Here is a 14,269-nt window from a genome sequence, read left to right on the forward strand (position 1 = left end):
TATAACGCGATATGCGAGGCCAACAAGGTATAATTATGGTCAGCACAACTACTCAGCCGTCCGGTGAATACTTACTGGAAATGACCGGTGTCAACAAGTCATTCCCCGGGGTTAAGGCACTCGATAATGTTAATTTAAAAGTTCGTCCTCACTCTATTCATGCGTTAATGGGTGAAAACGGTGCGGGTAAATCAACATTATTAAAATGCCTTTTTGGGATCTATCAAAAAGATTCCGGCAGTATTCTTTTTCAGGGAAAAGAGATCGATTTCCATTCAGCGAAAGAAGCGCTGGAAAACGGTATCTCAATGGTTCACCAGGAGTTAAACCTGGTTCTGCAACGTTCGGTTATGGATAATATGTGGTTGGGCCGCTATCCAACCAAAGGTGTCTTTGTCGATCAGGATAAAATGTATCGCGACACCAAAGCCATTTTTGATGAGCTGGATATTGATATCGATCCGCGCGCACGCGTCGGGACATTATCGGTTTCCCAGATGCAGATGATCGAAATTGCCAAAGCGTTCTCCTATGATGCGAAAATCGTGATCATGGATGAACCAACGTCGTCATTAACGGAAAAAGAGGTTAATCACCTTTTTACCATTATTCGTAAGCTGAAAGATCGCGGCTGCGGCATTGTTTATATCTCACATAAAATGGAAGAGATCTTCCAGCTGTGCGATGAAATCACCATTCTGCGCGACGGCCAGTGGATTGCCACCCAGCCGCTGGAAGGGCTGGACATGGACAAGATCATCGCCATGATGGTCGGTCGTTCTCTGAACCAGCGCTTCCCGGATAAAGAAAATAAGCCAGGCGAAGTGATTCTGGAGGTGCGTAACCTGACCTCGCTGCGTCAGCCGTCCATTCGTGATGTCTCTTTCGATCTGCACAAGGGCGAGATTCTGGGTATCGCAGGGCTGGTAGGCGCGAAGCGCACCGATATCGTAGAAACCCTGTTTGGCATCCGTGAAAAGTCGGGCGGCACCATTACGCTGCACGGCAAGAAAATTAATAACCACAACGCTAACGAAGCCATTAATCATGGTTTTGCGCTGGTGACGGAAGAGCGCCGCTCAACCGGCATTTATGCGTATCTCGATATTAACTTTAACTCGTTGATTTCGAATATCCGTAACTATAAAAGTAAAATCGGCCTGCTGGATAATTCCCGTATGAAGAGCGATACCCAGTGGGTGATTGACTCCATGCGCGTGAAAACGCCGGGGCACCGCACGCAAATCGGTTCACTCTCGGGAGGGAACCAGCAAAAGGTCATTATCGGTCGCTGGTTATTGACCCAGCCTGAGATCCTGATGCTGGATGAACCTACGCGCGGTATCGACGTTGGTGCAAAATTTGAGATTTACCAGCTGATCGCGGAGCTGGCCAAAAAAGATAAAGGGATCATTATTATTTCTTCCGAAATGCCGGAATTGTTAGGGATCACAGACCGTATTCTGGTTATGAGCAATGGTCTCGTTGCCGGTATTGTTGACACCAAAACGACAACGCAAAACGAAATTTTGCGTCTTGCGTCTTTGCACCTTTAAGATCAGGGGCTCCTCATGAGTGCGTTAAATAAAAAAAGTTTTCTCACTTATCTGAAAGAAGGCGGTATTTACGTTGTTCTTTTAGTCTTGCTGGCAATTATTATTTTCCAGGACCCTACGTTCTTAAGTCTGCTGAACTTGAGTAACATTCTGACCCAGTCTTCCGTGCGTATTATTATCGCGTTGGGCGTGGCGGGGCTTATTGTTACCCAGGGGACTGACCTTTCGGCAGGGCGCCAGGTCGGTCTGGCGGCGGTCATTGCGGCGACCCTGTTGCAGTCGATGGAAAACGCCAACAAGGTGTTCCCGGAGATGGCGACCATGCCAATTTTCGTGGTGATCCTGATTGTGTGCGCCATCGGTGCGGTGATCGGCCTGATTAACGGCATCATCATTGCTTACCTGAACGTGACGCCATTTATCACCACGTTGGGTACGATGATCATCGTTTACGGTATTAACTCCCTGTACTACGATTTCGTCGGCGCGTCCCCGATCTCTGGCTTCGACAGCGGCTTCTCGACCTTCACGCAGGGGTTTGTTGCGCTGGGCAGCTTCCGTCTCTCCTATATCACCTTCTATGCGCTGATCGCGGTGGCGTTCGTCTGGATCCTGTGGAACAAAACCCGCTTCGGTAAAAACATTTTCGCCATCGGCGGCAACCCGGAAGCGGCGAAAGTCTCCGGGGTCAACGTTGCGCTGAACCTGCTGATGATTTATGCCCTGTCCGGCGTGTTCTATGCCTTTGGCGGGATGCTGGAAGCGGGCCGTATCGGCTCTGCGACCAACAACCTCGGCTTTATGTACGAACTGGATGCGATTGCGGCCTGCGTGGTCGGCGGGGTCTCCTTCAGCGGCGGCGTGGGCACCGTGCTGGGCGTGGTGACCGGTGTGATCATCTTCACCGTAATCAACTATGGCCTGACCTACATCGGCGTGAACCCGTACTGGCAGTACATTATCAAGGGTGCGATCATCATCTTCGCGGTTGCCCTGGATTCACTGAAGTACGCGCGTAAGAAGTAAGCGCTGGAATGAAAAACCCGCAGTGATGCGGGTTTTTCAGGAAAAAAGTGAAGCGATAAGCGATTTTGAAACAGGCACTAGCCCGGTTTGAAGCCCAAAAGGTTTAAAGATTTTATTTATCACGTCAGCGGAATAGTTGCCTCTGTTATTTTCTACATCCGACAGTGTCTTACGCGATACGCTGACCAGCTTTGCATATTCATCCTGCTTTAGCCCCAACACCTCAACCCTGAGTCTTTTCAGCGCCTCTCCCTGTGAGATTTTACCCAGTAAAATGTCCCGTATGGCTGCATGCAGTACGGCCTGGCGATCGAGAGTGCTAATTCGTGTTAAGCCTTGCGAAACGCGTTGCCTCTTTACTACCGATGATGTGCCCGGATCTTCTGCCTCATCATGCTGTCGCTTTTTATTTGCGCTGCGTACTCGGGCTAATGTGTTTAGAAGCTCTGATTCAGTCTTACCAGGTGTTTTCATAATAAACCCCAACGGGAAAGTTTATTCGGAACATAGTGAAAACCAATCGCGGGCATTTCCATTATCTGTTCGGGAACGCCTCGCGCCGCCAGCCTTTCCGGGAGATCGATGAGTTGGACGGCTGTCTCATGCAGCGCGTCAAGTAACGTTGCGGGAGGGATCCACTCCGCCAGCGCCTGCGCGATAGCGTTGAAATTATACTCCCCCCCTGATTCGCAAGATAACGACCACTTCAGGGTTCGCGGTATCCCCTCAGGGTCCGCTTTCATCGGCGCAAAGTCATAAACAGGGGAGAGCCTAATTTGATTTTCAGCTTTTACAAAGGCGGTATTTCGCCCGTGGTTGTCACTATTTCCAAAAATAATATTTAGCAGATCCCGACGTACCCATTCTGTTACAAAGTCTGGAATATTAAATTGATAGCCCTGGTGCTGAACCATATGGCTGGAGGTGATTTTGTTAATTAACGCGCGCAGCGTTGTCTCATGATCCAGGAGAGTACCGGGTGCTTTTTGTAATAGCGAATACACCGACTCCATACCCAGCCTGACCAGCTGGTCCTGCTCATTTCTCACTATGTCGAAACGCGGCAACCACAGAGACGGGTAGTGGCTACCTTCTTCAAGGCGCATCGTGTCTACTGGGATCGTGGAAAACCCCATCGCGTTAAGCTCGTGGTAATAATGAAATTCAGCCCGCAGAATATTACAGTCAACTTCTGTTCTGTTTCCGCGTGGATATTTGACTAAATAATAGCGATCCCGGTTATCCGGCTCGTTTTGCCAGGTATCGATCCAGATGGCATCAGTTTCACTACAGCGCAGCAAAAGTTTAGGCGCTTCACCGCCAGCGCCGGTTGCACCACCCGCAGCCGCGCCTCTTTCCTGGGCATAATCCAGAAAATCGGCTGCACGATCGATGACGTCCGCAACCGTAAATGTTTTAGCGCTCGCGAATTTATTCCATTCAGGAACAGATTCTTTAATTCGTAAATTCCCCACAGGGGATATTGTGCCAAATTTCAGCAATAAGAAATTTTGCTGGCTAACGGGCAATTCGCTGATATTGAGCGCATTTATCCAGTAACGGCGGCTGGCTCCGGCGGGAATGATATCGTCGATAAATCGCAGCCAGCCTGGTTGACCATGGTCATCAAAAAAGAGTGATACAGGGTGATTGACTGAGACCGCGTGAAAATCATCATAGTCGAGAAAATTAATCGCATATTCAGTGAGGTAGTCTAACTGCGTAGTAGTCCAGTCATTTTTTTCACTTCCTGGATATTTGATGAGAGCGATATCCGTCCATGTTTCGTTCAGATATGCCTGTACGGTTAACGTCTCCATCTCACCTCCAGAAAGCCATAATGAGTAAAATACTACGCATTAGGAATGATAAAAGCAAGTAAGGCTACTTATATCACTCATTAGATGACTTGAAAGAGGATAATGCGTTTTATATCACGCATTATTGAACTGGCTTACTTCTTCTGCATTTCCAGCAGCTGCTCCGGCCTCACCGCCGGATAACCTTGCGCATTTTCAGGCACTTCATGCATCGCCGGGATTGGCACCAGCGGGCCTAAGAAGCGCGGTTCACGCTTGAACAGGTACAGGTCAGCCAGCGCGCCAAAACGGGCGCCAAACTCACGTACGCGTACGCTCAGCATATCTTTTGGCGACGGCACGGCGTAGCACTGGGCCTGGATCCCCATATGCAGGGCGATAAACAGCGCCCGCTCGCAGTGGAAACGCTGGGTGATGATGATGAAATCGTTGGTGTCGAACACCTTGCGGGTACGCACGATGGAATCAAGGGTGCGGAATCCGGCGTAGTCGAGCACGATATCGGCCGGGTCAACGCCTGCGGCAATCAAATCTTTGCGCATCGTCACCGGTTCATTATAGCTTTGCAGGGCGTTATCGCCGCTTAACAGCAGATAGTTCACCTTGCCGCTGTTATAGGCGTTCAGTGCGCCCTGAATACGATATCGGTAATACTGATTGATGACGCCGGTGCGGTAATACTTGGCAGTACCAAGTACGACGCCAACCTGACGGTAGGGGAGGTCCTGAAGATCGTCAAAAATGTAGGGGGCTGTTTTCCAGCTCATCCAGCGGTCGAGACCCAGCACGATCAACAGCAGTATGCCGACCAGGACAGACAGGCTGTAAAACACGCGCTTTAACATGCAGATGGCTCGTACCGATGATGAAATTTCCCTCAGGCTACTGTACCCGCCTGGTTAGCGCAAGAAACAGCGAATCAACTGAGGGGTTTTTCGTCAGACTGGCGGGCATTTCTGCCCGCCGGGACGATCAGGCAAGTAGCACGCGGTCGATGGTTGTACAGCCCAGCGCTTTCAGCGTGGCTGCGGTTGCGTCCCACTGGATCAGCGGCGCATCGGCAATTTCAGCCAGGATCGCGCGCTGAATATCCGGATAGTCATACCCGTTCAGGCTGAGCAGGTTCAGAGCGCCCTGAAGCGGAGGCAGCGTCGGGTTGAACGCAGCATTCTCAGCATAGCTCCCGGTGAAGATGCGACCGTCGCGGCACTGAAGGGCGACACCGCTTGGGGATTTACTGTACGGCGTGTGACTTTTGTTGGCGGCAGCAATGGCCGCTTCGCTGAGCGCATCCCCAGAGAGCGCATAACCGTGATCCTGCTCGTCCATCAGCAGGGTTTTGATCTCAAGATCTTTCGGGCCGAAAGCGTCGGGCAGGTAATCGCCCAGCGTATGCGGCGCGCGGCCCGGCAGGTTGATACGCAGTTCCAGCCCGCTGTTCAGCTCATTCATAAACTGGCGGCAGTGGCCGCAAGGGGTGTAGTTGACGGTAATGGCGCGCAGGGCTTTTTCACCGCGCAGCCAGGCGTGGCTGATTGCGCTCTGCTCCGCGTGAACGGTTTGCTGCATGGTCGCACCGAGAAACTCCATATTCCCGCCGAAGTACCAGGTCCCGCTTACGCCGCGCGCAATCGCGCCTACGTTAAAATGGGAAAGGTCAGCGCGGGCGCAGGCAGCCGCAAGCGGCAGCAGGGCGAAAGCCAGCGCGTCTTCGTCCAGCCCCGTTGCCTGCTTAAGCGTCGTGACCTGATCTGCCGTCAGCAGGGCGGGGAAATGCGCATCCGCCAGAACCGGAGCCAGGGCTGATTGCAAATTCTCTGCAAGCTGAGAGAAAGCAGCTTGAAAACGTGGATGCATGACGTTGCCTCATCAAGGTTAATGGATCGGTAGTGTACGGAGCCGAACGGCCTTTATATGTGATCCAAATCTCATTATGTGTGCAACTTATGAAATGAAAATGAAATTTGCGCGACGCATCGCAAATTTTAGCCCATCACGGCCAGAATAATCGGGAAGATGAACGGCGCGACCAGGGAGGTAATAATCCCGCAAATCACCAGCGCCAGCGAGCTGAATGCCCCTTCCTGATAATCCAGTTCCGCACAGCGCGCAGTGCCCAGCGCGTGCGAGGCGGTACCCATCGCCAGACCGCGCGCCGCTTTGGTGCGTATTTTCATGATGTTCAGCAGCGTATGGCCAAACACCGCCCCCAGGATACCGACAAAAATCACGCATACGGCGCTAATGGCCGGGATGCCTCCGATGCTGCCGCCCACGGCCATGGCGATTGGCGTGGTCACGGATTTCGGCAGAATAGAGGCGGCAATCTGCGGCGACGCGCCCATCAAAAGGGCCACTGACGTGCCGGTGATCATCGCCACCAGGCTACCCACAAAGCAGATGGTGATGATGGACTTCCAGCGCGCGCGGATCTGATGCAGTTGCTCATATAAAGGAAACGCCAGCGCCACCACGGCGGGCTGCAATAAATCGTTGAGGATTTTGCTCCCGGCGAAGTAACGTTCATAAGGTATGCCGGTGAACAGCAGAAAAGGAATGATCACCACCATGGCGACCAGCAGCGGGTTCAGCAGCGGCATTTTAAAACGAACCGCAAGCTTACGGGCAGCGAAGAACACCGCCAGGGTTAACGGCAGGGACCACCAGATATTTTCCATCATTTTTTTGTTTTCTCCCCAACCACTTTACGTTCGCCATGCACAATATGTGAGCTCCAGCTGACCACCAGAAAAACCACCAGCGTACTGATGGCGCAGGAGACGACTATCGGGCCGAATTGCGCTTTAAGCACATCGTAATACTGCATAACCCCAACGCCGATAGGCACAAAAAGCAGGGCCATATAGCGAATGAGAACGAAGCACCCCGGGTTGACCCATTTCGCGGGCAGCACCTGTAATGCCAGCAGCACAAAGAGGATCAGCATGCCGATAATGCTGCCGGGTATGGTAATCGGCAGCAGCGACGCGATAAAAATGCCGGCGTACAGGCAGGCATAAATCAGGACGAAGGCCCGAAGGTATTGCCAGATAGTATTCAGTGATTTGCTCATGGTGAAAGTCCTTGCTGAGACGTATTCATCATACAATTAAACCTGAAAATGTGCCACGGATCACAACATGAATTTTGAGCATAACAGACATTCCTGAATGGAACGCCGGGCTTTCCACAGTCATAGAGAGCAGCTACTATAGCGCGTCTTTTTTCACAGGTACTCAGAATGCGTGTTTTACTGGCCCCGATGGAAGGCGTGCTCGACTCGCTCGTGCGCGAGCTGCTGACCGAGGTGAACGATTACGATCTCTGCGTGACGGAGTTCTTGCGCGTGGTCGATATGTTGCTGCCAGAAAAATCATTTTATCGCCTCTGCCCGGAGCTGCATCGGCAGAGCCGCACCCCCTCCGGTACGCTGGTGCGCATTCAGCTGCTCGGTCAGTACCCTGAGTGGCTGGCTGAGAACGCCGCCCGCGCGGTCGCGCTTGGCTCGTACGGCGTCGATCTTAACTGCGGCTGTCCGTCAAAGCTGGTTAACGGCAGCGGCGGCGGGGCAACGTTGCTCAAGGATCCGGAGCTGATTTATCGCGGCGCAAAGGCCATGCGTGAGGCGGTGCCATCGCATCTGCCGGTGACGGTCAAAGTGCGTCTGGGATGGGACAGCGGGGATAAGCAGTTTGAAATTGCCGATGCGGTGCAGCAGGCGGGCGCCACCGAGCTGGTGGTGCACGGGCGTACTAAAGAGGATGGCTACAAAGCCGAGCGCATTAACTGGCAGGCGATTGGCGAGATCCGCAAACGCCTTACCATTCCCGTTATCGCCAACGGCGAAATCTGGGATTACGAGAGCGCACAGGCGTGTCTGAAAGCCACCGGCTGTGATGCGGTGATGATTGGACGCGGCGCGCTGAACGTGCCGAACCTCAGCCGGGTGGTGAAGTATAATGAGCCGCGTATGCCGTGGGCTGAGGTGGTGAAACTCCTGCAAAAATACACGCGGCTGGAAAAGCAGGGCGATACCGGGTTGTATCACGTTGCGCGTATCAAACAGTGGCTGAGCTATTTGCGTAAAGAGTACGGCGAAGCGCTGGGGTTATTTCAGGAGATCCGTACGCTACAGACGTCTGCGGATATTGCCCGCGTCATCCAGTCGAAGGGCTGAGCCAGGCGTGAATACCTTTGCCCGGCGCGGAGCCGGGCAGAAGAATCAGAAAATCATCTTGAATACGCCGGTTACCACCAGCAGCCCTATCAGAAATATAATCAAAATAACCCACAATAATATTTTCATTCGCCTCTCCTGCGTATGTCTGTCGTGAGTAAGTGTAGCAGTCAATTCATAACTAGCATGAATACATGAAATTAAATCATTATCTTGGGGAATAAATTTCCGGATATGAAAATGTATAACATTATGCGGATTGCCACGCGTTACTAAAAAACGGAACGCCAGTAAGCGTAAGTTGCGCCTTTATTTTTTTTGAGTGCATGGCGTAATGAAACGTTCCCATACTTTATCTCTGAGTGCTCCCCTGATTTTTATGCTGGCCGCCTGTGCGCCGGAACATGCCACGGTGTCACCAATTAAAACGCAAGCCACCGCCGCCGCTGTAAATACCCAGCTGAGCCATGCCGACTGGCCAAAAAGCGAATGGTGGAAAGATTATAATGACCCCCAGCTCAACTCGCTTATCGCCAAAGCGATAGCGGATGCGCCGGATATGGAAATTGCCCGACAGCGTATCACCCTGGCGGAAGCGCAGGCGAAAGCCGCTGTCGCCGCTGATGGCCCACAGCTGGACTTTTCCGCCGATGTTGAACGGCAAAAGATGTCGGCAGAGGGGCTGATGGGACCGTTCGCCCTGACCGACCCGGCGGCGGGAACAACCGGCCCCTGGTATACCAACGGCACCTTTGGCCTGACGGCGGGTTGGGATCTGGATTTATGGGGGAAAAATCGCGCCCAGATTGAGGCCCGCATTGGTAAAGTGAATGCGCAAAAAGCGGAGCTGGAGCAGACCCGCCAGCTGCTCGCCAGCAGCGTCGCGCGGCTGTACTGGGAATGGCAGACCGAGGCCGCCGTGGGTGATGTGCTCACGCAGATCAAACAGGAGCAGGAAAATATCATCGGCGCCGATCGTGAACTCTATCAGCACGGGATCACCTCCTCCGTAGAGGGCGTTGAAACGGATATTAATGCCAGCAAAACCGATGAACAGCTCGCTGACGTGCACGGCAAAATGAAGGCCATTGAGGCGCGTCTGAACGCGTTGACCAATACCCCTTCGATCACGCTCGCCCGGCATGCACTGCCTGACGTAGAGGCGTCGCTGCCTTCAACGCTTGGCTATGCGCTGCTGGCTCGCCGCCCGGATTTGCAGGAGGCGCACTGGTATATCGAAGCGTCCATGAGCGAAGTGGAGGCCGCCAAAGCCGCGTTCTATCCCGACGTCAATTTGATGGCGTTCTTGCAGCAGGATGCGTTGCACCTGAGCGATCTGTTCCGCTCTTCCGCGCAGCAAATGGGCGTGACCGCGGGTCTGACCCTGCCAGTCTTTGACAGCGGTCGGTTGAATGCGAACCTGGATATCGCCCAGGCGCAGAACAACCTCTCCGTGGCGAACTACAACAAGGCCGTGGTGGAGGCCGTAAACCAGGTCGCCCGGACGGCGAGTGAAGTGGAAACCCTGACCGCCAAAAATCAGCACCAGCGGAAGGTCGAAAAAGACGCCGCACGCGTCGTTGGACTGGCGCAGGCGCGCTTCAGCGCGGGGATCATTGCCGGCTCCCGGGTGAGTGAAGCAAAAATTCCGGCGCTGAAAGAGCAGATTGCCGGATTAATGCTGCAAGGCCAGTACGTGGACGCCACGCTACAGCTCACGTCCGCGCTGGGCGGTGGATATCATCACAGCTAAAATCGCGCATTATCTATACTTACCTCTTTGCAGATTTTCAGGAGGTGAGTATGACGCGAGTCGCAATTGTTACCGCATCGGATTCAGGGATTGGTAAAACGACGGCCCTGATGCTGGCCGAACGCGGGTTTGATATCGGGGTGACCTGGCATTCAGATGAAAAAGGGGCGCTGGAAACCTGCCGTGAGGTTGAAGCGCGCGGCCAGCGTGCCGAGGCCGTCCATCTCGACCTGGGCACGCTGCCGGAAGGCGCAAAGGCCATCGAAACGCTGATTTCCCGCTTCGGGCGGCTGGACGTGCTGGTTAACAATGCCGGGGCGATGAACAAAGCGCCTTTTCTGGAACTGTCGTTTGATGACTGGCGGAACATTTTCACCGTTGACGTGGACGGCGCGTTTCTCTGCTCGCAAATCGCGGCGCGTCAGATGGTGAAGCAGGGGGAAGGGGGGCGAATCGTGAACATCACCTCGGTTCATGAACATACGCCGCTGCCGGATGCCAGCGCCTACACCGCCGCAAAGCACGCTCTGGGCGGGTTAACCAAATCAATGGCGCTGGAACTGGTGCAGCATAAGATCCTAGTGAACGCCGTCGCCCCCGGTGCGATTGCCACGCCGATGAACGATATGGACGACAGCGAAGTTAAAGAGGGATCTATGCCGTCAATTCCGCTGGCGCGCCCCGGCCACACCAAAGAAATTGCCAGCCTGGTGGCCTGGCTATGCGACAGCGACGCCAGCTATACCACCGGACAGTCGTTTATCGTCGATGGTGGTTTTATGCTGGCGAACCCGCAGTTTAAGCCAGCGGAATAAGCATTCCCCTCACCCCGGGAGAGGGCCGGGGTGAAGGGCAGCAGGCCGCACTCACTCTTCATCCCGGCGCTTTTCACGATGCTTCAGCCACAGCCGCACCCCAATCACCGCCACAACCACCAGGATCAACCACGCCCAGTGCTTCAGGTGCTGGTCAAGATTATGCAGCCACGGGCCAATCACTTCGCCACCCGCGTAGCCAAGCGTGGTGAAAATCAACGCCCAGGCAATCGCCCCGATGATGTTCAGCGGCAGGAAAATTTTCGGCGGTAAGCGGCTCGCGCCAATCAGTATCGGCCCAATGATGCGAAAACCGTACATAAAGCGGGTGCCAATCACAAACAGATATGGATGTCGCTGGATCAGCCGCTGGGCGCGGCGAATTTTCTTCTGATGTTTAGCAAAACGGTGCAAAAGCGTCGGGCCAAAACGCAGCCCCAGAAAGTAGAGCAGCTGATCGCCAATCATACCGCCCAATGCGACGGCGGCGACCACCAGCGGAAATTTCAGCAATCCTTGATGTGCGGCCACCCCGCCCAGCAGCGTGATGGTTTCGCCCTCTGCCACGCTGCCGATCACCAGCGCGGCGTATCCATATTGTTCAATAAGACCGTTGATATCCATTAAGTAAACGTCGTCTCCCTTACTGTGCCTGCGTTAATCATATACCCCATCCATCAACCGCGCGGCAATCAACGGAAATTTCCCACTGTACATAAAATAATCTAAAGCCTGCATTATACTTAAGCTATCGCTGACGGGCCGACAACAAGGGGGCGTTATGAACCATGTCTGGGGACTTTTCTCCCATCCCGATCGTGAAATGCAGGTGATACGTAACGAGAACGAAACGGTCGCGCATCACTACACCCACCATGTCCTGCTGATGGCAGCGGTGCCGGTGGTCTGCGCGTTTATAGGCACTACGCAAATCGGCTGGAACTTTGGTGACGGCACCGTGGTTCAGCTTTCCTGGTTTACCGGACTGTACATGGCCATTCTGTTCTATGGCCTGATGCTGGCCGGGGTGGCGGTGATGGGGCGGGTCATCCACTGGATGGCGCGTAACTATCCGCAGCGCCCGTCGCTGGCACACTGTATGGTCTTCGCCGGATACGTCGCGACCCCGCTGTTCTTAAGCGGTATTGTCGCGCTCTATCCACTGGTCTGGCTGTGCGCGCTGATCGGTACGGTAGCCCTCTTTTACACCGGTTATCTGCTGTATGTGGGGGTTCCCACCTTCCTGAATATCAATAAAGAAGAGGGCCTGAGCTTCTCCAGCTCAACGCTTGCCATCGGCGTGCTGGTCCTGGAGGCGCTACTTGCCCTGACGGTTATTCTCTGGGGTTATGGATACCGTCTCTTTTAAGTTCCCTGCATTGCTGGCGTAAATGCCAGCAATGCAGCATCTGGTCACGATTCTCCGCTGGCGACAACGCACGGTGGCCGCTATGATGCCAAAGCCAGCCTGCGTTTATCCGTCGACGCAGGCGGTGTACGTCATCACGTGCGTGAATCATTATCAGAAGTCTCATCATGCTGAAATTCCGAGTGTCACTCCTTAGTCTTGCGCTGCTGTTCGGCGTGTCCGCTACCGCGCCAGCCATCGCCAAAACGCCCGCAGTCGCAACAACCGCTGCGCAACCCCAGATTGCCTCCGGCAGTGCGATGATCGTTGACCTGAACACCAACAAGGTCATCTACGCCAGCCACCCGGATCTGGTGCGCCCGATAGCCTCCATAACCAAAGTCATGACCGCGATGGTAGTGCTGGATGCACGACTGCCGCTGGACGAAAAGCTGAAAGTGGATATCAGCCACACGCCAGAGATGAAAGGGATCTACTCTCGCGTGCGTCTGAACAGTGAAATCAGCCGTAAAAATATGCTGCTGCTGGCGCTGATGTCCTCAGAGAACCGCGCGGCGGCGAGCCTCGCCCACCATTATCCTGGCGGTTACGACGCGTTTATCCGCGCGATGAACGCGAAAGCCAAATCGCTGGGGATGAAAAATACCCATTTCGTGGAGCCAACCGGTCTGTCGATCCATAACGTCTCGACGGCGCGTGACTTAACAAAGCTGCTGATCGCCAGCAAGCAATATCCGCTGATTGGTCAGCTCAGCACCACGCGTGAGGAGATGGCGACCTTCTCAAGCCCGGCGTATACGCTGCCGTTCCGCAATACTAACCATCTGGTGTATCGCGATAACTGGAATATTCAGCTAACCAAGACCGGATTCACCAATGCGGCAGGCCACTGCCTGGTGATGCGCACCGTGTTTAACGGTAAGCCGGTGGCGCTGGTGGTGATGGATGCCTTCGGCAAATACACCCACTTTGCGGATGCGAGCCGCCTGCGAACCTGGATTGAGACCGGGAAAGTGCAGCCGGTGCCGGCTTCAGCACTGGCGTATAAGAAGCAGAAAGCGGAACAGATGGCGACGGCGCAGAACGACTGAGCCATTAGCGTGTGCCGGGTGGCGGCTTCGCCTTACCCGGCCTACAGCGGCCTCGACACGTAGGCCCGGTAAGCGAAGCGCCACCGGGCGAAAGCGCCTTACTCAGGCAGCGTCCAGTCACCGTCGTTGAGCGGGCGCTGCATCATCACCGTGTCCCGCCAGTCGCCTTTTTTATATCCCACACTTCTGAGCTGACCCACAATGTCGAAACCGTGCTTTTTATGCAGCCGCAACGACCCGGGGTTATTTTGCCCGTCGCCGACCACGGCAATCATCTGCCGCCACGGTCCTTGTTCACACCGGGCGATCAGCGCCTGGAGTAAGATCGAACCAAACCCGCGGCCGGTAGTGCTGGCATCCACATAGATGGATTCTTCAAGGGTATATCGGTAAGCCTGGCGCGGACGATAAAACGTGGCGTAGCAGTAGCCGACGACGATGCCGCGATATAGCGCGACCAGCCACGGTAACCCGCTGTCGGTCACGTTTTTTATCCGCTGGCGCATCTCATCGACGGTTGGAGGAACTTCCTCAAAGGAGGCACGTCCATGAAGCACGTGCCAGGCGTATATTGCCGAGATAGCATGCGCATCGTCAGGAAGGGCGTCGCGCACCTCGATTTCGGTTTCGGGTAAACTCTCTACAGCCGACATGTTCTGCCC

General features: G+C 54.2%; 16 protein-coding genes. 7 read left to right on the top strand and 9 right to left on the bottom strand.

What is annotated here, in order from left to right:
- Positions 1–35 precede the first annotated feature (35 nt).
- Together mglA and mglC are read left to right on the top strand one after the other, a co-directional pair.
- On the top strand, positions 36–1,556 hold the full coding sequence (mglA, locus tag E0L16_RS06760) for a galactose/methyl galactoside ABC transporter ATP-binding protein MglA (RefSeq protein WP_063450316.1): 1,521 nt from the start codon (positions 36–38) through the stop codon (positions 1,554–1,556).
- 15 nt (positions 1,557–1,571) lie between these two features.
- Entirely contained in the window at positions 1,572–2,582 is a 1,011-nt protein-coding gene (gene mglC, locus E0L16_RS06765) for a galactose/methyl galactoside ABC transporter permease MglC (protein ID WP_003859318.1), read from the top strand.
- A 36-nt stretch (positions 2,583–2,618) separates the two neighbouring features.
- Here mglC and E0L16_RS06770 read toward each other — a convergent pair whose 3' ends face one another.
- The 6 genes from E0L16_RS06770 to E0L16_RS06795 form a co-directional block, all read right to left on the bottom strand.
- Positions 2,619–3,056 (bottom strand): helix-turn-helix transcriptional regulator, encoded by a 438-nt coding sequence (locus E0L16_RS06770; protein ID WP_131636580.1) that lies wholly within the window; start codon positions 3,054–3,056, stop codon positions 2,619–2,621.
- A complete protein-coding gene (locus tag E0L16_RS06775; RefSeq protein ID WP_131636581.1) occupies positions 3,053–4,402 on the bottom strand; it encodes a type II toxin-antitoxin system HipA family toxin in 1,350 nt (449 codons plus the stop codon). Before E0L16_RS06775 ends, E0L16_RS06770 begins: the two co-directional genes overlap by 4 nt.
- 134 nt (positions 4,403–4,536) lie before the next feature.
- Positions 4,537–5,247 (bottom strand): outer membrane permeability protein SanA, encoded by a 711-nt coding sequence (sanA, locus tag E0L16_RS06780; RefSeq protein ID WP_131636582.1) that lies wholly within the window; start codon positions 5,245–5,247, stop codon positions 4,537–4,539.
- 127 nt (positions 5,248–5,374) lie between these two features.
- On the bottom strand, positions 5,375–6,259 hold the full coding sequence (gene cdd, locus E0L16_RS06785; protein WP_131636583.1) for a cytidine deaminase: 885 nt from the start codon (positions 6,257–6,259) through the stop codon (positions 5,375–5,377).
- 128 nt (positions 6,260–6,387) lie between these two features.
- Entirely contained in the window at positions 6,388–7,083 is a 696-nt protein-coding gene (locus tag E0L16_RS06790; protein ID WP_063450313.1) for a CidB/LrgB family autolysis modulator, read from the bottom strand.
- Positions 7,080–7,475 carry a CidA/LrgA family protein gene (locus tag E0L16_RS06795; protein ID WP_003859308.1) on the bottom strand — a complete coding sequence of 132 codons (396 nt, stop codon included), beginning with the start codon at positions 7,473–7,475 and terminating at the stop codon, positions 7,080–7,082. Before E0L16_RS06795 ends, E0L16_RS06790 begins: the two co-directional genes overlap by 4 nt.
- A gap of 168 nt (positions 7,476–7,643) precedes the next feature.
- Between E0L16_RS06795 and dusC the strand changes: the two genes are divergently transcribed.
- Complete coding sequence (dusC, locus tag E0L16_RS06800; RefSeq protein ID WP_063450311.1) at positions 7,644–8,579, top strand: tRNA dihydrouridine(16) synthase DusC; 936 nt, start codon at positions 7,644–7,646, stop codon at positions 8,577–8,579.
- Positions 8,580–8,624: 45 nt separating this feature from the next.
- Here the strand turns inward: dusC and yohP are convergent, their stop codons facing one another.
- Positions 8,625–8,708 (bottom strand): small membrane protein YohP, encoded by an 84-nt coding sequence (yohP, locus tag E0L16_RS22370; protein WP_015572324.1) that lies wholly within the window; start codon positions 8,706–8,708, stop codon positions 8,625–8,627.
- Between the two features lie 205 nt (positions 8,709–8,913).
- On the opposite strand from yohP, the gene mdtQ reads away from it, so the two are divergent.
- A complete protein-coding gene (mdtQ, locus tag E0L16_RS06810; protein WP_131636584.1) occupies positions 8,914–10,332 on the top strand; it encodes a multidrug resistance outer membrane protein MdtQ in 1,419 nt (472 codons plus the stop codon).
- Between the two features lie 50 nt (positions 10,333–10,382).
- Positions 10,383–11,147 carry an SDR family oxidoreductase gene (locus E0L16_RS06815; protein WP_131636585.1) on the top strand — a complete coding sequence of 255 codons (765 nt, stop codon included), beginning with the start codon at positions 10,383–10,385 and terminating at the stop codon, positions 11,145–11,147.
- 51 nt (positions 11,148–11,198) lie between these two features.
- Here the strand turns inward: E0L16_RS06815 and E0L16_RS06820 are convergent, their stop codons facing one another.
- On the bottom strand, positions 11,199–11,771 hold the full coding sequence (locus E0L16_RS06820) for a DedA family protein (RefSeq protein WP_063868313.1): 573 nt from the start codon (positions 11,769–11,771) through the stop codon (positions 11,199–11,201).
- Between the two features lie 157 nt (positions 11,772–11,928).
- Between E0L16_RS06820 and E0L16_RS06825 the strand changes: the two genes are divergently transcribed.
- Both E0L16_RS06825 and pbpG read left to right on the top strand, forming a co-directional pair.
- Positions 11,929–12,516: a Yip1 family protein gene (locus E0L16_RS06825; protein WP_063868314.1), complete on the top strand. Its 588-nt coding sequence runs from the start codon at positions 11,929–11,931 to the stop codon at positions 12,514–12,516.
- Positions 12,517–12,683: 167 nt separating this feature from the next.
- The gene (gene pbpG, locus E0L16_RS06830; RefSeq protein ID WP_063868315.1) at positions 12,684–13,607 is read left to right on the top strand and encodes a D-alanyl-D-alanine endopeptidase; all 924 of its coding nucleotides are present in this window, start codon (positions 12,684–12,686) and stop codon (positions 13,605–13,607) included.
- Between the two features lie 98 nt (positions 13,608–13,705).
- Here pbpG and E0L16_RS06835 read toward each other — a convergent pair whose 3' ends face one another.
- Positions 13,706–14,260: a GNAT family N-acetyltransferase gene (locus E0L16_RS06835; RefSeq protein ID WP_063868316.1), complete on the bottom strand. Its 555-nt coding sequence runs from the start codon at positions 14,258–14,260 to the stop codon at positions 13,706–13,708.
- Between the last annotated feature and the right edge of the window lie 9 nt (positions 14,261–14,269).

The sequence above is a fragment of the Enterobacter quasihormaechei genome (genome assembly GCF_004331385.1).
In the GTDB taxonomy this organism is placed as follows: Bacteria; Pseudomonadota; Gammaproteobacteria; order Enterobacterales; family Enterobacteriaceae; genus Enterobacter; species Enterobacter quasihormaechei.